The 18,516-nt window shown below is 53.1% G+C and carries 19 protein-coding genes; 8 read left to right on the top strand and 11 right to left on the bottom strand.

Features of this window, described 5'->3' with window-relative positions; translation table 11 throughout:
- The first annotated feature begins 180 nt into the window (after positions 1-180).
- Together LX59_RS06045 and LX59_RS06040 are read left to right on the top strand one after the other, a co-directional pair.
- Positions 181-738 carry a hypoxanthine-guanine phosphoribosyltransferase gene (locus LX59_RS06045; protein WP_144570948.1) on the top strand — a complete coding sequence of 186 codons (558 nt, stop codon included), beginning with the start codon at positions 181-183 and terminating at the stop codon, positions 736-738.
- 82 nt (positions 739-820) lie between these two features.
- Complete coding sequence (locus tag LX59_RS06040; RefSeq protein ID WP_144570947.1) at positions 821-1,144, top strand: hypothetical protein; 324 nt, start codon at positions 821-823, stop codon at positions 1,142-1,144.
- A gap of 187 nt (positions 1,145-1,331) precedes the next feature.
- Here the strand turns inward: LX59_RS06040 and LX59_RS06035 are convergent, their stop codons facing one another.
- Both LX59_RS06035 and LX59_RS06030 read right to left on the bottom strand, forming a co-directional pair.
- The gene (locus LX59_RS06035) at positions 1,332-1,589 is read right to left on the bottom strand and encodes a DUF2790 domain-containing protein (protein ID WP_144570946.1); all 258 of its coding nucleotides are present in this window, start codon (positions 1,587-1,589) and stop codon (positions 1,332-1,334) included.
- Positions 1,590-1,841: 252 nt separating this feature from the next.
- Positions 1,842-2,078 (bottom strand): hypothetical protein, encoded by a 237-nt coding sequence (locus LX59_RS06030; protein ID WP_144570945.1) that lies wholly within the window; start codon positions 2,076-2,078, stop codon positions 1,842-1,844.
- Positions 2,079-2,379: 301 nt separating this feature from the next.
- Between LX59_RS06030 and LX59_RS06025 the strand changes: the two genes are divergently transcribed.
- The 5 genes from LX59_RS06025 to LX59_RS06005 all read left to right on the top strand — a co-directional run bounded on the left by LX59_RS06025 (position 2,380) and on the right by LX59_RS06005 (position 6,964).
- The gene (locus LX59_RS06025; RefSeq protein WP_246118688.1) at positions 2,380-3,438 is read left to right on the top strand and encodes an ABC transporter substrate-binding protein; all 1,059 of its coding nucleotides are present in this window, start codon (positions 2,380-2,382) and stop codon (positions 3,436-3,438) included.
- A complete protein-coding gene (locus tag LX59_RS06020; protein WP_144570943.1) occupies positions 3,429-4,130 on the top strand; it encodes a GTP-binding protein in 702 nt (233 codons plus the stop codon). Before LX59_RS06025 ends, LX59_RS06020 begins: the two co-directional genes overlap by 10 nt.
- Entirely contained in the window at positions 4,130-5,143 is a 1,014-nt protein-coding gene (locus tag LX59_RS06015; RefSeq protein WP_144570942.1) for an ATP-binding cassette domain-containing protein, read from the top strand. The genes LX59_RS06020 and LX59_RS06015 overlap by 1 nt, the downstream gene beginning before the upstream one ends.
- The gene (locus LX59_RS06010; RefSeq protein WP_144570941.1) at positions 5,140-5,730 is read left to right on the top strand and encodes a nitroreductase family protein; all 591 of its coding nucleotides are present in this window, start codon (positions 5,140-5,142) and stop codon (positions 5,728-5,730) included. The genes LX59_RS06015 and LX59_RS06010 overlap by 4 nt, the downstream gene beginning before the upstream one ends.
- Positions 5,731-5,794: 64 nt before the next feature.
- Complete coding sequence (locus LX59_RS06005; protein ID WP_144570940.1) at positions 5,795-6,964, top strand: glutamate-cysteine ligase family protein; 1,170 nt, start codon at positions 5,795-5,797, stop codon at positions 6,962-6,964.
- Here LX59_RS06005 and LX59_RS06000 read toward each other — a convergent pair.
- The gene (locus LX59_RS06000; protein WP_144570939.1) at positions 6,959-7,576 is read right to left on the bottom strand and encodes a pseudouridine synthase; all 618 of its coding nucleotides are present in this window, start codon (positions 7,574-7,576) and stop codon (positions 6,959-6,961) included. The genes LX59_RS06005 and LX59_RS06000 overlap by 6 nt on opposite strands.
- A gap of 237 nt (positions 7,577-7,813) precedes the next feature.
- On the opposite strand from LX59_RS06000, the gene LX59_RS05995 reads away from it, so the two are divergent.
- Positions 7,814-9,577 carry a potassium/proton antiporter gene (locus LX59_RS05995; protein ID WP_144570938.1) on the top strand — a complete coding sequence of 588 codons (1,764 nt, stop codon included), beginning with the start codon at positions 7,814-7,816 and terminating at the stop codon, positions 9,575-9,577.
- A gap of 57 nt (positions 9,578-9,634) precedes the next feature.
- Here the strand turns inward: LX59_RS05995 and LX59_RS05990 are convergent, their stop codons facing one another.
- The 8 genes from LX59_RS05990 to LX59_RS05955 form a co-directional block, all read right to left on the bottom strand.
- Positions 9,635-11,440 carry an acyl-CoA dehydrogenase C-terminal domain-containing protein gene (locus tag LX59_RS05990; RefSeq protein ID WP_144570937.1) on the bottom strand — a complete coding sequence of 602 codons (1,806 nt, stop codon included), beginning with the start codon at positions 11,438-11,440 and terminating at the stop codon, positions 9,635-9,637.
- Positions 11,441-11,567: 127 nt separating this feature from the next.
- Positions 11,568-11,828: a hypothetical protein gene (locus LX59_RS05985; protein ID WP_144570936.1), complete on the bottom strand. Its 261-nt coding sequence runs from the start codon at positions 11,826-11,828 to the stop codon at positions 11,568-11,570.
- Between the two features lie 91 nt (positions 11,829-11,919).
- Complete coding sequence (locus tag LX59_RS05980) at positions 11,920-12,699, bottom strand: ABC transporter ATP-binding protein (RefSeq protein ID WP_144570935.1); 780 nt, start codon at positions 12,697-12,699, stop codon at positions 11,920-11,922.
- A complete protein-coding gene (locus LX59_RS05975; protein ID WP_144570934.1) occupies positions 12,699-13,703 on the bottom strand; it encodes a FecCD family ABC transporter permease in 1,005 nt (334 codons plus the stop codon). Before LX59_RS05975 ends, LX59_RS05980 begins: the two co-directional genes overlap by 1 nt.
- Before the next feature lie 12 nt (positions 13,704-13,715).
- Positions 13,716-14,780, bottom strand: a complete 1,065-nt coding sequence (locus LX59_RS05970) for an ABC transporter substrate-binding protein (RefSeq protein ID WP_246118687.1) — start codon at positions 14,778-14,780, stop codon at positions 13,716-13,718.
- Entirely contained in the window at positions 14,780-16,873 is a 2,094-nt protein-coding gene (locus LX59_RS05965; RefSeq protein WP_246118686.1) for a TonB-dependent receptor, read from the bottom strand. Before LX59_RS05965 ends, LX59_RS05970 begins: the two co-directional genes overlap by 1 nt.
- Positions 16,874-17,144: 271 nt before the next feature.
- Entirely contained in the window at positions 17,145-17,996 is an 852-nt protein-coding gene (locus LX59_RS05960; RefSeq protein WP_144570933.1) for a putative RNA methyltransferase, read from the bottom strand.
- A 56-nt stretch (positions 17,997-18,052) separates the two neighbouring features.
- A complete protein-coding gene (locus tag LX59_RS05955) occupies positions 18,053-18,514 on the bottom strand; it encodes a hypothetical protein (protein WP_144570932.1) in 462 nt (153 codons plus the stop codon).
- Between the last annotated feature and the right edge of the window lie 2 nt (positions 18,515-18,516).

Here is an 18,516-nt window from a genome sequence, read left to right as displayed (position 1 = left end):
ACCTTAAAGAGGCTGTTGCATAACTCAAAAGCGTTTTGCGACAGTCTCTCAAAGTACGGGGCTTTCCGAGCACTTGGGGAAATGGCAAGAACCTAATTGGGTGCTCTATTTCCTTCGGCTGTTCTTGCTCCTAGCTAGTGTGCTGGGTATGGTTCGGATTTCCTTGTCAGGAGCTGTGTAATGTCGGTTGACCTAGCCCATATACGCCAAGTAATGGCTGAAGCGGATTGTCTATATCCTGAGCATGAGGTGGATGCGGCTATTACGCGGATCGCCCAACAGATCAATGCGGATTTGGCGATGGCTAATCCCGTGGTGTTTTGTGTCATGAATGGCGGGCTGATTTTTGCGGGTAAGCTTCTGCCCCAGTTAAATTTCCCGCTGGAACTATCCTATCTACATGCTACGCGCTATTGCGGCCAAACCAGCGGTGGAGAGCTATTTTGGAAGGCTAAGCCTGAGCTTTCCTTTCAGGATCGGGCTGTATTGATCATCGACGATATTTTGGATGAGGGCCACACGCTGCACGCCATCCTAGAATACTGTCGTCATGAAGGTGCAGCCTCTGTGCGTACTGCCGTATTGATGGACAAGGAGCATAACCGTAAAGCCTGCCCAGATTTTAAAGCGGACTATGCGGGGCTGATGTGTGTGGATCGTTATGTATTTGGTTATGGAATGGACTATAAAGGTTACTGGCGCAACGCGCCGGGAATCTATGCCGTCAAGGGGTTATGATGGCTGTATCTAGGTCAAAAACCTAGGGATATTAAGGCGTTGTACGCCTAGGCTCGTTCCTTAATTACCTCTGGAGTCTGACATGAAAAAATCCAGCGTTCTGTCACTGGCAATGGGTTCAGCCGTTGCGGTGTCTTCTTTAGCAACCCCAGCTTGGGCCACAGACACTAATCCTTTTACTGCTCAGATCTTAGAGCCTAGTCATCAGTTGGCACAGGGAGAGAAAAGCATGGAGGGTAAGTGCGGTGAGGGTAAATGCGCGGCCAAAATGAAAGAGGAAAGCGCGCCGAAAAAAGCCGAAAAAGCCCATGATGCCGATTCGGCTAAAGATACTCACGAAAAACCGGAAGCTTCTAAAGAGGCCGAGCATTCCAAACCCAAAGCAGAGGCTGCCCATCAGCATTGATCTTCCTAAGACCTAGGTGGTAGCCCTAGAGGTCACTAGCTACGGCGGCAAGGTGTGGCCTTGGAGCACAGTGCCTTTTGGGTTGGAGACTCCACCAATTTAAGTTGCAGTCTGGGTTTAACCCACATAAAAAAGCCCCGAGCAGAGGCTTAGGGCTTTAGGGGAGGGCAGGCAGGCTTAAGCTGTATTAGCCGTTGGTGCAACCGGTCGCCATTACTTCGTATTTCAGGTCGTGTTCTTGGCCTTTGGAGTCTTTATAAATCATCTCTTTCTCAACCAAGCCACAGCTAGATACTTGGCTGTCGGTCTGTACAGGTTTTACTGAGATTACTTGGCCAACATCAAGATTCATACCGTAGTGGTACTCTTCAACCTCAAGGGGCTCATTAGCTACGGCGACCAAAGGCATACAAGCAACAAACAGAGCAGTGACAACAGTTTTCATGATGACCTCTAAATTTCAGGCCGCTCTATTAAAGCCTTTTGAGCGATTTAAAGTGGGCCTGAATGGCTTTTCAATAGGGCTCATGTTAAGTCGCTAGCAGTCAAAGAATAAGTGGCATCCTCTACTCAGAGCATCCCAGTTTTGTTCATAATTCTGTCGTGTTTATTAGTGTATAATAAATTGTTTCAATTTAATTCATTATAATTATAAGTGTTATATTTGAATATGCTTATAGCTGAAATATCAAAAGCCTTAGCACGGTTTTTCTCCCTTTAAAACTCGTTTCAAGGACTCAGTCGCATCAGATACCATGCGGTAGTGATTCAGTTCTGTCTCATCCGTTGGACGTTCAGTCCGCTCTAACCATAGCTGCGCTTGAGCTAGGGTGTTACGCCCATCCAGCTCTGCTTTGGCAATTAAAGCAGAACTGCCCAATTGCTTGGCCCCAAGCAGTCGTCGCGTTGAGTTGATGATGCCTTTTGCGTTCATAAGCTATGGCGCTCCTTAGAATATCCTTCTGTTATGCCAGCCACATGCCAAGCTTTTATGAGTCCTTAGATTCGGCGGTTTATGCACCGATAGGGTGGGCCTAAATTGGCCTATGAGGTTCAGGCTGGAACCCTAAAAACCTTGGGTGTTCTATTTAGAACTATTTAAAGCTTGCCGATTGGGGGGAAAAACACGCCAGTGTCGGGCTTTATGGGCTGTGGAATTAAAGTTGCGGTGGCTGGCCCGAATCTCGCACTGACACCTAAGACAAAACTCTGGCTGGATGACGAAGGAGTTCAAGGTGACACGATTTAGCCCGCGCTATGTACCGGATGCTGACCGCCACGAATTGCCCAGCGCCGATGAGCTGGGTAGTTTGGATCTGTTAGGACGTATGCCCATCCCGCTGCGTCGGGCTTTTAAGTCCGGCATTGATAAGACCCTAGCTCAACACCGTAAAACCTCCGACCTCAGCTTAAAGTGCTGCTGTTTAGGTGGAGGAGAGTGGTATAGCCCCTTCGATACCTTAGCCACTGAGTCTGACTCAAAACGTTTGCCCGGTATGTTGGTATCGACCATCTACCAAGACATCCTTTCACCCAGTCTATTGCACCATTACGCTCCTGATACGCACAGCCGTCCGATGCCGCTCATGCATCCGGCCTGTAGTGCTGCAGGTCTAGCAGACCCTTTGGGCGTGTTTCGAGTATTTTCCGCGATTCCCTTCGTGTGGTTGGTGGATCAACGGCGTTTGAAAGGCCGTAAACCGCCCCGAGTTTGGGCGGATTTATTCGACCCTTGTTGGGCGAGCGAGGTTATATTCGGGGGCTGGCGGCCGAACACTCAGGTGCCCTATCAAGATTTTAATGCCTACTTACTCCTGTCTTTGTTCCGTGAGTATGGCGCTGCGGGTTTACAGGCCTTTGCGGCTAATGTGCGTCAGCTACAGCATAACGTCCGTACCGCGACCCAAACCGGCTCTAACAGCCGAGAAGTCGGCACCATTGCCATTTTACCTTGGCTGCAAGCGGAACTCTGTCCTCGGCGTGATCGCACGATGGTGATTTGGCCGGAAGATGGTGCTTTGGTGATGCCGATTGGCTTCATGATTCAAGCCGAGGCCGAACAACGCCTCAGCCCCTTGGTGGACTACCTCAATGGCCCTGATTTGGGGGCTGTGTTAAAGCGCAATTGCTATCCCTCAACCCATGCGGTGATGCACTCCTTTCCTGAGCAGGCGCGCCTTAAATGGCTGGGCTGGGAGTTCTGCCATCAGCAAAATTTTGCCGCCGAACAGCAACAAGCAGCGGAGTTGTTTTTTGCTTACCACAGCGCACAGGAGCGACGTGCATGCAATTAATTACCGTCGCGGGATCGCCTTCCGTAGGCAAGACTTCGGTTATTTTGCGGGTAGCCGAGCAGTTACAGAATGCGGGCCGTAAGGTCGGGGTGGTTAAGTTTGATGCCCTATCCACCTCCGACGATCAGCTGTACGCGCAAAAAGGCCTGCCGGTTACGGTGGGCTTAGCGGGTTCTTTGTGCCCAGACCACTATTTTGTCTCCAACGTTGAAGACTGCTTGGCGTGGGGCGAACGTCAGGATTTAGACGTACTCATCACCGAAAGCGCCGGCCTGTGTAACCGCTGTTCGCCGCATATTGATGGGGTTTTAGCCGTGTGCGTGGTGGATGCTTTAGCCGGTGTGCATACCCCGAAAAAAATCGGCCCCATGCTGCGTTTGGCCGACTTAGTGGTCATCACTAAAGGCGACATTATTTCCCAAGTAGAGCGCGAGGTGTTTGCCTTCCACGTGCGTTTGGCGAATCCGGGCGCGCGGGCGCTGTTTTGTAACGGCATTACTGGGCAAGGTGCTTCTGACATTGCGCGCCACCTACAGGCCGCGCCGCAAACGCCAACTTTGTCTGGCAGCCGTTTACGCTTCTCCATGCCTGCTGCGGTGTGCCCTTATTGCGTGGGAGAAACCGCGATTGGAGAAACCCATCAACGCGGTAATGTGAAGAAAATGCGCTTTGTTGATTTGGAGAATACTTGATGAGTGGTTTAGCCACGGACTTGGCCGCTCAGCCGCTGGCCGGACTGCTGCAACAACACCCCATATTGGCCGAATTTATCGCTACCTTAGAGGTTGAGCTGTCACCTGGAACCCTGACCTTAGGTCAATGGCTGGATGAGCTGCCCGACGAAGTGTTTTTCGACGCCGGCATGGAGCGTGCGCAGATGATTGACCATCTGCAACGCCTAATCGACGAAATGGCGGCCATGAGCGCCGCCAGCCACGAGCAAATCCACAGCATCACCCTGATTGGTGGCCATGATAAACAAGGTCGTGCCGAGAATTTAACGCTGGAGTTTAAGGCCGGGGAAATCGTGTGCATCGTTGGCCCCACGGGTTCGGGTAAAAGCCGCTTGCTGGGTGATATTGAATGCTTGGCTCAAGGTGACACCCCCACAGGGCGGCGGGTATTGATTAACGGCTGTGAGCCTGACGAAGAGCGCCGTTATGCGCCGGATCGTAAGTTAGTGGCGCAACTGTCCCAGAACATGAACTTTGTGGTGGATTTGAGCGTGCGGGATCTGATCAGCATGCACGCTCGTTGCCGCATGCTGGCCGATCCTGAGGCGATGGCGGATCAAGTGATTGCCTGCGCTAATGATCTGACGGGGGAAAAATTCTTACCCAGTGTTTCGGTGACTCAGCTATCGGGCGGTCAGACTCGCGCCTTGATGATTGCTGATGCGGCCTTGCTGTCTTCCTCTCCGGTAGTGCTGATCGACGAAATTGAGAACGCTGGAGTGGATCGTAAACGTGCCCTAGAGCTGCTAGTAGGGGGTGAAAAGATCGTTTTGATTTCCACCCATGACCCACTGTTGGCCTTGCGGGGTACGCGGCGTTTGGTGATTCGCCACGGCGGTATCGCAGAAGTCATCGAAACCAGCGATCAGGAACGCCATAACCTTGAGCATATTGAACGTATGGATGCCACACTCATGGGGATTCGTGAGCGTTTGCGCAGTGGTCTGCGTATTGAAGAGGATCTCCAATGACTGATACTAAGGTATCCACCGTGGTTGAATCAGATAACCCTGCGTTAGCGTTTTTGTTAAATCGGCAGTCGTGCCACAAGTTGTTGGCTCCGGGGCCTAGCGAGTCTGAGTTGGATTTGATTGTTCAGGCTGGGTTGCGGGCGCCTGACTTTATGAGCTTGCGCCCCTTTCGTTTTCTCTGCGCCCGCGATGAAGCGGGGTTGACTCGTTTAGGCGAAGCACTCCAGCGAGCCGCGATTGCCTCTAAGCAGTCCGAGGTGATCATCAATCGCGCTCCTAAGATGCCTCATCGAGCGCCGCTGATTTTGATTGCTGTGGCCAGCTTAAAACCCAGCGATGTGGTACCGGTATTGGATCAGCAATTTTGCGCTTCCAGCACTGTGCTGATGATGCAATTGGCCGCCCGTGCTTTGGGATACGGCGGCGTTTGGCGTTCCGGTTGGCCCATGTATGACCGCAATCTGCATCAAGAGCTAGGGCTAACGGAAGTCGAACAGATCGTGGGTTTTTTGTATCTGGGCACGCCGGGGCATCCAGATCATGCGCTAGACCCGGAAGATCCACAGGATTTCATCACTTGGCTGTAGCTTGATTGCGCCATTTTATACCCAAGTTCGCGGCCCTGAGCCTTTCTGAGAAGGAACCTAAGCAATGAGTTCTGCAATTGCCGTGCGCTGCGGTTTGGAGTTTGAGTATTTGTTGGCGAACACCCAAGGCCCCAATGTCGGCCAATTGCGGGACTTTGCCGATCTGGATTTTCATGAGCTCAGCGCGCTGCTAGCGGATAAGCCGGGACGGAATGATCCAGAACTGGCGGTGGGGGATATGGGTATCCGGCAAGGCTACTGGTATTTGGAGGGTGACGAGCGTTTCCATCCCAATGGAGATTTCGACACTCTGGCTGTGAAGGGGGTTGAGATCCGCACTCCACCGGCTCAGAGTGTTACTGCTGCGATTGAGCAGCTACTGCATATCGAGCAGCAACTCTTAGAGCGCTTGGGCCAGCACGGATTGGGGCTGGCTATTGCGGGATTAAACCCTAGGCACGAGCGCTATGTATTTACGCCGCCCTTAAACGTCTTTGAGCAGCAGCTACGGGCTGAAGATCACGAATACGACGGCATGGAGGTGTCTACCCTAACCTTCGGGCCGGACATCAATCTATCCTTTGCCGGTTGGGACAGTGCGCGTAATTTAGCTGTAGCCCGTAAGCTGAACTATTACGCGCCCTACATAGTGCCCTTTAGTTTCAGCGCTCCGTTTTGGGCAGGCCAGCCTTGGGCCGGAGATTCACGACGTACTTGGGTGCGCAGCAGTTGCCGCCCGATTGTGAAGACCTTTGTCGCACCGGAAGCTTTAACTGAACCTCCAGCTTCTCCGTTGTTGCGTCCAGCGCGTATTGCCATTGAAGAGGGGCGGATTGAGTTTAAAGCTTTCGATGCCATGCCCTGTCTGGAGCTGCTCAAAGCTTGTTGCTACCTATTAATCGGCCTGTGTTTGGACGAGCAACTCAAGGGACAAACGGACGAAACTGCTCTGGCTTTATTCCGGCGGGCGGCGTGGCACGGCTTTGAGGATCCAGAAGTTTATACTGGGGCAACACAGGTTCTTTTGGCAGCCACAAAGGCGTTGCAGCAATACGGAGAGCCGGAAGGCGTTCAGGCCTTGGTTTTGTTACAGCAGGCTTTGGAGCGGCGCTTAAACCCAGCTCATTGGATGCGTGCTGAACACAGGCAATATCATCTGGGTGGGTTGGCGACTACTCCCACTTTTTCAGTTTTGCGCGAAGTCAGTTTTGCGCGAAAAACTGATAATTCATAGGTTAATGGCAGCCTCTCGCCACTGACCGGGCTCTAGCTCTTCTAATGTCCAAGGGCCGATTTGCACCCGTACCAAGCGCAACGTGGGTAATCCCACCGCGGCAGTCATACGCCGTACCTGACGGTTGCGCCCCTCGCGGATGACCAGTTCCAGCCAATGGGTTGGAACCGTTTTGCGAAAACGCACGGGGGGTTGGCGCGGCCACAGTGTGGGTTCGGGTAGCAAACGCGCTTCAGCCGCTAGGGTTGGGCCATCGTTCAATAATACGCCTTGGCGCAGTTGCCGAAGTTGCTCTTCCGTTGGTGTGCCCTCTACCTGCACCCAGTAGGTTTTGGGGAGCTTGTGCTTTGGGTCTGCAATCTTGGCTTGCAGACGGCCATCATTGGTCAGCAGTAGTAACCCTTCACTGTCTCGATCCAATCGCCCTGCCGGGTAAACTCCGGTAATGGGAATGTAGTCTTTAAGCGTCTTACGTCCCTGATCGTCAGTAAATTGAGTGAGCACATCAAAAGGCTTGTTAAACACAATCAAGCGCGGCTCGATGGGCGGCACCTTAGGAGCTGAGCCCGACGTTGATTGAGCCCAAGGACGAGGCCAAGAGCGATGGGACATAGCAAAAGCATCCAGAAACAAAATAAAAATCCAACTGGCAGGCACTATAACCCAAGTCAACCTAGGGGCTTTAACCTAGATGCAAAATTGACCAAAGATAAAATTCTGCACAATAGCTACATAATCTCAGCAAAATAGCCCTTTTATGCCCGATAAAAATCAATAGTCTATAATACTGGTATATTTGGTGCATTTAATGCATGATTTAGAAAATAATGAGGCGCGGAGGATAGTGCATTGGACGCTGGCAGCATCAACCAATTTTTTCTGATCGGTGCTTTTCTGATTTTAGCCAGCATCCTGATGAGTTCGCTTTCAACCCGCCTTGGCGTGCCTATTTTGGTCATATTCCTAGGCGTAGGCATGTTAGCTGGGGTCGATGGAATAGGCGGTATCGTATTTAACGATTACACACTGGCCTATTTAATCGGCAATCTGGCGTTAGCCGTGATTCTGTTAGATGGAGGGATGCGCACACGGGTTGCGACCTTCCGCGTGGCACTTTGGCCAGCGACCTCACTAGCCACGCTAGGAGTGGCCATTACTACGCTGCTCACCGGCTTGGCGGCAGTCTGGTTATTTGACCTTAGCCTGTTGGAAGGGTTACTGGTGGGAGCCATCGTAGGTTCTACCGATGCGGCCGTAGTCTTTAATCTACTCAACGGTCGAGGTTTGAATGAGCGGGTGGGCTCTACTCTGGAGATTGAGTCCGGCAGTAATGACCCTATGGCCATGTTTTTGACCGTCTCCTTGATCGGAATGTTGGCCTCGGGGCAAACCAGCTTTAGTTGGTCGATTTTAGTCAGTCTGTTGCAGCAATTTGGTGTGGGGATTGTGCTGGGGCTGGCAGGTGGAGCGCTCCTGCTGCAAATCATCAATCGCTTGAGCGTTGCCGATGGTCTTTATCCTCTTTTGGCCGTCAGTGGCGGTTTAATGATTTTTGCCGCCGCCGGGATTATTGGTGGCAGTGGTATTTTGGCGATTTATGTATGTGGTTTGGTGCTGGGTAATCAGCCGATCCGTAATCGGCACGGCATCCTACATATGTTTGATGGTCTGGCGTGGCTCAGTCAGATTGGCATGTTCTTGGTGTTAGGGTTACTGCTGACACCGAGCGAATTAGTGACTATTGCCGTGCCTGCGTTGCTGCTGTCGATGTGGATGATTTTGGGCGCACGTCCTATAGCGGTTTGGATCAGCTTGTTACCCTTCCGTAGTTTTCAGTGGCGGGAGCGGGTGTTTATCTCTTGGATCGGTTTGCGCGGAGCGGTTCCGGTTATTCTGGCGGTATTTCCCCTAATGGCAGGGTTAGAGCACGCCGAGCTCTTTTTTAATCTGGCCTTCTTTATCGTGTTGGTGTCTTTACTGCTGCAAGGTACTACCTTGGGTTGGGCGGCCCGTAAAGCTAAGGTCGAGGTACCGCCAGAGCCACTCCCCGTTGCCCGCAGCGGTTTACAGATTCACATCACCAGTCAGTGGGAGTTATTCGTTTACCAACTGAGTGGGAAAAAATGGTGCTTAGGCAGTATGTTGCGTGATTTAAAGATGCCAGAAGGCACACGCATAGCTGCGCTATTTCGGGGGCAGCAACTGTTGCACCCCTCGGGCAGTACGCGCTTGCAGGAGGACGATATCCTCTGTGTGATTGGCCATGAGGAAAACTTACCGGCACTGGGTAAGTTATTCAGTCAAAAGCCGAAACATACTCAGGATTTGCGCTTTTTTGGCGATTTTATCCTTGAGGGGAGTGCTGAGTTAGCCGCTGTAGCTGCCTTGTATAACCTACCATTGGAAAATGACATGATTGGCTATCAGTCGGTTGGGCACTTCATCGGTGAACTATTAGGAGGTAAGCCCATTGTGGGTGACCATATTGAGTGGGGAAATCTGGTTTGGACGGTAGCGCAGGTGGAAGGCAATGAAGTGCGCAAGGTAGGTTTGAGGTTTCCTGATGGGCCCGCAGGTAGCAATAATCTGATGTTTGAGTTTCCTGACTCCTGAGTGCAGTCAGATACATACTTGCCGCTGTGGAGCGGCAAGTATGTATCTGGAGGCCGCTTAATAACCTAGACTAAAGTCCGCCTCATCCAAAGCCATCAGGCTAGAGGCTCCGGCTAGCATAGCTTGTGCGTGGGCTTGGGTACGTGGCAGTAAGCGTTGGTAGTAGAAGCGCGCTGTGTGCAGCTTGGCTTGATAGAACGCGGTTTCTGAAGTACCGGCCGCCAGTTGTTCATGGGCCACGCGCGCCATATCGGCCCAGAAGTAAGCGAGGCAGACATAACCGGAGTACATCAGGTAATCCACCGCTGCCGCGCCCACTTCCTCACGATCTTGCATGGCTGACATGCCGATCTTGAGGGTGATATCGCCCCATTCTTTATTCAGTTTGGCCAGTGGCTCAACGAACTCTTTTAGCTCGGCTTTGCCTTCTTGGGCTTGGCAGAATTTATGTACCACCTTGGTGAAGGCTTTCAGCACTTCGCCTTGGCTCATCAATACCTTACGGCCCAGCAGGTCTAGGGCTTGAATGCCGGTAGTACCTTCGTAGAGGCAGGAAATGCGGCTATCACGCACGTTCTGTTCCATCCCCCATTCAGCAATGTAGCCATGACCGCCGTACACCTGAACCCCGTGGTTAGCGGATTCGAAGCCGGTTTCGGTCATAAAGGCTTTGGCGATGGGGGTGATAAAGGCCAGCAGGGTGTCGGCTTGCTGTTTTTGCGCTTCATCGGTGCTGCGTTGCACCACGTCCACCAGCTTGGCCGCATAGTAGAGTAGGGCGCGATTGCCTTCAGCAAAGGCTTTGATGGTCAGCAACATGCGCCGCACATCAGGATGCACGATGATGGGGTCTGCCGGTTTATCCGGTGCTTTGGGGCCACTCAAAGAGCGCATTTGCAAGCGTTCACGGGCGTAGCGAATGGCTCCTTGGAAGGCCACTTCGCTGTGGGCTAAACCTTGCAGTGCCGTACCCAAACGAGCCACGTTCATAAAGGTGAACATGCAGTTTAGGCCTTTATTGGCAGGGCCAATCAAAAAACCGGTCGCGCCGTCAAAATTCATCACGCAGGTGGCATTGCCGTGAATCCCCATCTTATGTTCGATGGAGCCACAGCTTAAGGCATTGCGCTCACCCAAGCTGCCATCGGCTTTGGGCAGAATCTTGGGCACGATAAATAAAGAGATGCCCTTAGTACCTTCCGGCGCATCCGGCAGACGGGCTAGGACAATGTGCACGATGTTTTCCGCCATATCATGCTCACCGGCGGAAATGAAGATTTTGGTGCCGTGAATTCGGTAGCTGCCATCAGCCTGAGGTTCAGCGCGGGTACGCAAAAGGCCCAGATCTGAGCCGCAATGGGCTTCAGTTAGGCACATAGTGCCCGTCCAACGACCGGATACCAGTGGCTCAAGGTAGGTGTGCTGCTGTTCCGGCGTACCGTGGGCCTGTAGGGTATTCATGGCTCCGTGGGACAGACCGGGGTACATGCTCCAAGCCCAGTTAGCTTGGCTGATCAGCTCATTGGTGGCCATCGCCAAGGATTCGGGCAAACCCTGACCGCCGTGGGCTACGTCATGGGCTAGGCTAGGCCAGCCGCCTTCCACAAACTGCTGATAGGCTTGTTTAAAGCCGGTGGGGGTCTTAACGCCTTCAGCTGTCCAAGTGCAGCCTTCTCTATCGCCGACTCGATTCAGCGGAGCTAGCACTTCTTCGCTGAACCGAGCCGCCTCCTCCAGTATGGCATTTACCATATCTGGGGTAGCATCTTCACATCCGGGCAGGCTTTGATAGTGCGCCTCGAAACCGAGCAATTCGTCATGCACAAAACGGATATCGCGCAGGGGGGCCTTGTAATGGGACATAGCAATAACCTCAGCGAAAGACGATCGCCGAACTATTCAACCAACCGTCGTAGGTGAAAAGCCTATATCCATTAATGTAATAGGAATTTAGTGTTCTAACGAGAAAAATCTAGGATCACTCCCTCTCCTAAGCCTGCACATCAATCAGGGTACCCAGTACCTGATCGGCGGTTTCCATGACCTTAACCCCCGCCTGAGCGTTGATTTCCCCGACTTTAAGTTGCACCAGGCTGTCGGTGATGTCCTGACGCTCGGCTACTACCAGTGAGTTATCAGGGCTAGGCAGGCTGTTATTGGCAATGGCTGTGCCTGCGGTGTCGATTTGTCTTTGGCCGGATTGGTAGGCAGAAAGCCCCTGTCCCATCAGGCTGACACTGGTGAGTTCCATTTTTTGCTCCTTGAGCAGATAGATGGATGAGTCCATTCAACCAAGCTCTGCCCTAAATGCCAAGCCTTGACTAGACCAAGGGGTGGAAGAATTAGTAACCGGGAATGCACAGGCGTGTCGCGTGTCCGTCGCGGCGGCTGATTTCGTGGATTTCCACCGCCACCTGATAGGTGTGCTGAAGGTAATCCTCGGTAATCACATCAGCGGGACTACCTAAACGATAGCCCAGATTCCGATCCAAGGCCAAAACCTGTGTGCCGTATAGCAAGGCGTGGTTGGGATAGTGAGTGGTGAGCAAAATGCCGATGTTTTGCTCCTCGGCGATTTGGCGCACATGGGCCATGACTTTGAGCTGGTTGCCGTAATCCAAGTTGGAGGTTGGCTCATCCATCACCAACAGCTTGGGTTGCTGGGCTAAGGCGCGGGCAATCAGCACCAATTGCCGCTCACCGCCACTGATTTCCGTATAGCTGGCTTTGGCTAAATGGGTAATGCCCAAGGTTTCTAACGCCTGTTCTGCAATCAGCAAATCGGGGGTTTTAGGTGCAGAAAATACGCCTAAGTGCGCTACCCGCCCCATGGCCACTACGTCTTGCACCTGAAAAGGAAAGGGCGGTGTGTGGGCTTGGGGAACATAACCGACCCGTTGCGCAAATTCTTTGCGTGACCAGTGGCGAGTCGCTTTACCCTCTAACAGGATATTGCCGGAGCGAGCGGGCAATAATCCCAGTAGGGTTTTGAATAAGGTGGTTTTGCCTACGCCATTAGGCCCTAATAAGCACATCAGTTCACCGGAGTGCAGTTGGAGGGATACGTCCTGTAATACGGTGCGCTGACCGTAACCACAGCTAAGGTGTTGTACTTCGAGCATCAGTTCCACCCCTTACGGCTACGGCTTAGAAGATACAAAAAGAAGGGCGCGCCCAAAATGGAGGTGACGATGCCCAGCGGAATTTCCACTTCAAACAACGCACGGGCTAAATTGTCCACTAGCAGCAGGAAGCTAGCGCCCATCAGGGCGGAGGCGGGCAATAACACCCGATGATCCGGCCCCACCAACATGCGCGCCAAATGGGGCACGATCAGCCCCACCAGACCGATAATACCGGCAATGGCCACAGCAGCGGCTGTGACTAGGGTGGCGCAGAAGATAATGGCGAAGCGCAGGCGGCCGGTTTCCAAGCCCAGCGCTTTGGCTTCTTCATCGCCAAAGCACAGCACGTTCAGCGTCCAGCCAAAGGCGATCAGGATGCCTAAGCCGAGCAAAATCGGTGGGCTGGCCAGCCATAAATCCGGTATATCCACCGAGGCTAAACTGCCCATCAGCCAAAAGGTAATGGTGGGCAGGGTGTTGTAGGGGTCGGCTACGAATTTCACCAAGGACACAAAGGCGGTAAACAGGGTGCCGATGATGATGCCCGCCAGTACCATAATCAGGACAGGATCACCGCGTTTGCCGAGGGTATTGCCGATCAGCCAAGTAGCGCCTACCGCCAATAGACCCCAAACAAATGCCAGCGTTTGAATCCCCAACATGCCGTAGCCCAGCAAGATGGCCAAGGCAGCGCCTAAACTGGCCCCGGCGGATACGCCTAAAATTCCCGGCGATACCATAGGGTTACGGAACAACCCCTGATAGCTGGCCCCAGAGATAGACAACGCAGCACCCACGAGGATGGCCGCAAAAATCCGCGGTAAACGGATACCCAGCACCACGGCCTCAGTTTCGGGTGTCCAGTGGGCGCTAATGGGGAAAATTTGCGCGGCTAAAATGCTGACGACCGTATCCGCCGGCACCGGGTAACGTCCCACGCCAAACGACAGCAAAATCAGCACACAGAGTAGAAGGCCGAGGCTCCAGAGTATCCATTTCATCGTCATGACTCGTTAGTGGGGCCTAGGCTGTGCGGGATTGGTCAGACTGAGCAGATATTTAACGTCTGCTTCCGAGATTTCCCGGTGGTAAAACAAGCGCACGTATTCGCGTACCAACTCGTTGAGCTTGAGGGAGTACACCTCGGGATACAGCCGATCCGCTAACCAAAACACGCCCAGAATCAGGTTGCTGCCCGGTGGCCGATCAAACCAACTAAAGGGCAGCCACGGGATTTGGATCACCTGATGCTCACGCACGGCCTTCACCGATTGCCACAGCGGATTGTGGACAATCGCTTTCCAAGTGGTGAGCTGATCAGCCGCTGGTGTCCAGACCAAAATGTATTCCGGTTGCCACAGATAAAGCTGCTCTAAAGACACCGCGCTCATGCCTTCATCGGGTAATTGGGTAACTTTGGCCACATTAACCGCCCCAATTAAATCCAGTACCTGTGTGTGGCTGGAGCCGGCAGGGTTGGTAAATAAACCATCCGGCCCTTCGGCGTAATACACCCGTTTGCGCTCGGTTTCTGGAATGCTTTTAGCGCGTTCCGCGATGGGGTACAGATGCTGATTGACAAAGTCGGTGAGGGCTTGGGCCTGCTGCGGTTGGTTTAAAACATCCCCCAGAAATTGGAAGGCTTGGGGATACTGGTAGACGTTTAAGTCCACCAGCAGCACCGGCACTTTTAAACGGGCCGCCAGTCGATCTGCTCGCTCTGCCGCGCCGGGCATCTGTTCCATGAATACCAAGTCTGGAGCCATCTTCACCACTTCTTCGTCGGAAAGACGGTTGCCGGTGCTGGGCGTGACTTTGTTTTCGTACAGCAGGGGAGATAGAAAGTCTTTGGCTTTGGGTTGCAGGCGGTAGTTATTGGCCAACAATTTAGGAGCCACCGCGCCTACGATGGGAATGCAATGGCCCACCGCATACACGCGCTGGATCTGATCCGGGATCTGTACCGAGCGCCCGGCCATGTCGGTTACCGTACGATCAGCCCATGCGCTGCAACTGGCTAATGCCAATGCCGCACCAATTAAGCTGTGTTTCATCCAAGGATTTTTGCTCTGTTGCATCAGAATTTCATCCCCACTTCCATACCATAGGTAGCACCGACATCGTTCAGGGTTCCCCAGTTGGCCGTAGCCGGATAGCCCTTGTTGTTGGTGGCGTATTGTTTGTTGGCCATGTTTTGGCCAAACAGGGAAACCCGGATTCCTTTGCTGAAGTCCCGAGCAATGTTCATGTTGATGACGTTGAAGTCGCCTACGGTGTAGCCGTAGCTTTCGTAAGGATCGACGCGGGTGGCGCTCAGGCTGGCGCTCCAAGGGCCATGCCGCCAGTTGATGCGGGCGTGGTATTTGTTGTCGGGGACTTCGTTGCCGGTTTTGCCGTCTTCTTCAGTATCTTCAAAGTAAGTCCAGCCCAGCTCGTAGTTCCAGGAGGAGGCATAAGCCTCAAAGTCCCCTTTGAGACTCAGCTCCAAACCCTTGCGCAGCACCTGAGTTGCTGCCCGATAGATGGTGACCGAGGTTGCGTTGCCGTAGTCATCCACCAGCATGTTGCCGTTGGCATCTTGGGTAATACTGCCCGCTGAAACCTTGGCATTACGGATGATGTAGTAGAAGGGTGTCACGCTGGCGTTGAACGCACGATTGAAGTTAGCTGTAAGGCCCATTTCGTAGCGATGACGTTTTTCAGCGGGTAGGTTTTCGTTATTCACCGTGCTGATGGCATCGGGCGTGGGCGTTTTGTTGAAGGAGTAGCGCCCCGTGATCTGCCAAATTGGGTTGATTTGCCATGCGGTGCCGACGGCCCATAGGGTGGCTTCATCCGTCCATTCATCATCAGAAAGCTGGGTTTTGAATCCAGTTTCCAGATACTTATCCCCGCCTTTGATGATGTGCTTGCGGTCTACCCGTGCCGCAAAGTCCACCGACCAGCTTGGGGTAAAGCGGTGTTCCCAAGTGGAATAAACGCCATAGACTTTTTCTTCACGGGGGCTGGTTTGGCCTTCGGTTAGCTGATACCACTCCACCGTTTGGCCACCGATTTTAAAGGTGTCTTTGGCGGTCTTAATGGTGTGGGACAGGTTCCATTCTTTGGCTCGGTCTTTACCTTCCCGGCCCGCTACCGTGGATTTATCGGTCAGGGTGGTATAGGGGTACTGAGTGCCCTTGGCTTCCGTCCAGCCATAGGTCAGGGCGGTGGTATGGGTGTCGTTCCAAGGTTTGGCCAGATTGACAGCAATCACCCGCGTATCCATAGGCGTGTATTTCCAGATGTTTTTATCCAGTACCCCATTGGGCGTGGGCCCGCTGACCGGATAGCGCGTGGTGCCGGTGTAGGTGCCTTCGGCGCGCTGGATTTCCCGTGAAGCCTTGTTCATGAAAAAAGAAGCCGAGCCCTGAAAGGATGAGCTATTCCAACCGGCGCTGGTCATCCAAGTATCGGCGCTGTAGGCCATGTTCCATTTCGGCTTACCGTTGGACTCGGAGCGCTGATAACCCGCCGAAGCCGACAGACGACCGTCCATCCAGGTATCGCCGATCCAGCCCAGATGCTTTTTAGTGTCAAAGCGCGCGTAACTGGCTTTAACCTCGCCGCCTTCTTTGCCGGGGCCACTTTTGCGGGTGTTAATGACGATAAAGCCCTGATTCGGTGAGCCGGAGTTGGCGGAGCCAAAATCCATTAACGGGCTGATGGTGATTACTGAGGAATCGCGTAGGAACTGGATGGAGTCGATCATCTCCACTGGAATATCGCCCAAAATCCGCTGCGCTTGGGTTTGGGTCAGATACACACCGTCCACGATGATGCTGACTTTATCGCCCCGGTTGTAAGAGAAGCTATGCACCCGCGCGCCCTGACGACCGATGCTCATCCCCAATGAGCCTTCGATCAGATCACTGATATCCCTTGGGCGCAGTTGCTCAATATCTTCTTTGGTCAGCGTTTGCACGGCCACCACGCTTTTAGGCAGCGCAAAGCGGCTGTGGGCGGTTTCTCCTTCAAAAGGAACTAACACGGTAATGCTGCGGTTGGTCGTATTGGTTTGGTTTTCTACCCGCAGAGGGCTGAGCTCCATATCGTCCTCGGCCCACAGCAGAGGGCTGGGCGATATCAGGAGCGACCCCAACAGCCAACACAATTGGTTTCGTTTAAACACGGTACAACGTCCCCTTCCCTATCATGCTTATTTCAGAACGGGCGAACCCGTTTTGTGACAGAGAAATGGCAAGCACCATGCCAGCTAAAAAAGCGTGACCTTCAAGTACGAAGTTTTACATTCGTACATGGATGTAGGTAAAAGAGAGGTACGGCAAGGGGCGAATTAGAGAGGCTGTTCCTGTGGGAACGGCGATAAGGACTTTTTGTACCCCTAAGTCCTCATCACTGATTATGGCCATTTGTAAAGGCGGTGGCCTGTGAGTTGGTGCTTACTGGCGTTCAAAGCAACGAATGACTACCGAAACTTGGGTCGATAGGGTGGTTAAGGCCGCCGCCCGCGCCCGACCTTCCGCCGTGGCACGGTACAGATGAGGAGTCATAGCCAACAACTGGGCAATGGTTTCTGCCTGTGTCAGGTTGAGTTCATATTCCAAACAGTCACTGGAGAGGAGCGCAAACCCTTCGGGGATTTTGGGCTCGGCATGGGGTTTTTCTTTGAGTACCGGATAAATCACTTCCCGTAATTCCTTTAGGTGCTGTTGCGTAGCATCCACTTGAATCAGCCGTCCCTTGGGCTTTAGCACCCGCAAAAACTCGCTGTACACCGGAAATCCAAATAAGCACAGCAGCCGATCCATACTGTGGGGCGGAGCGGGAATATTGGCATTGCTGCCCACCACCCAAGTGCAGTGGGTCTCTTTATCCTGTTTAGCAGCGGCTTGAATGGCCCATTTGGAAATATCTAAGCCCAAAACCTCCAGTGATACGCTCTGTGTACTGGCGGCGGCTTGGAGTTGGCGCAGGTAATAGCCTTCGCCGCAGCCGGCATCTAAACAGGCGTAGGGACGGTCAGTGGCCAAATCCTGTAGCGTAAGCCGGCTTACCGCCTCGGCAATGGGTTGGTAATGGCCAGCATTCAGGAAACTGCGCCGTGCTGCCACCATCGGCTTGTTATCGCCCGGATCAAGGGAGCGCTTATTTTGTACTGGGAGCAAATGGATATAGCCTTCGCGGGCCACATCAAAACTATGACCTGAAGCGCAACGCCAATTCGAGCCTTGAGCCCGTAACGGGGTACCTTCCAAAGGGCAGGTGAGTTGGATAAAGGGGACGCAAGACATAAACAACCCTCACTGAACGCTGCTCTGCGTTCAGACAGCCTCAGCCCAATTAAGGCTTAATGAGAATGCCAGAGGCAGGCCACTAAATAGGCTACGAACGCCGATAAAATACAGAACCAAGCCCAGCGAGCACTCATCTGGCGGTGATCAACCACTGCGTACCAGCGCCAGATTAAGGCCGCCAAAGCCAGAATCACTCCCCCAGCGATGACCGAATGCAAAGAGGTTGCGCTGAGCGCTCCCCATACCGCCCCTAATACCACAGCGCCTAACAGCGCGAAGGGTACAAGGATGCCGGGTCGAACAGGGGTTTCTGGGGTAGGGGTAGTGCATGGGGATTTCCAAAGGCTATTTAACGCCAGAATTCCCAACAGGGCTAATACTACGCCTTGAAGCAAGGATAATAGAGGAAATAGAGACACCAAGGCGTAAGCCACAATAGAAACCAAGATGCTCCCCAAAAGGATTCGGGTATACCGCCAGGATTTCAATTGGTGCCAGTAGTGGGCAATGGACATCT

This window comes from Azomonas agilis (assembly GCF_007830255.1).
GTDB lineage: Bacteria > Pseudomonadota > Gammaproteobacteria > Pseudomonadales > Pseudomonadaceae > Azomonas > Azomonas agilis.
Note: the sequence above shows the minus strand (reverse complement) of the source record. Positions and strands in the feature narration are given on the sequence as shown.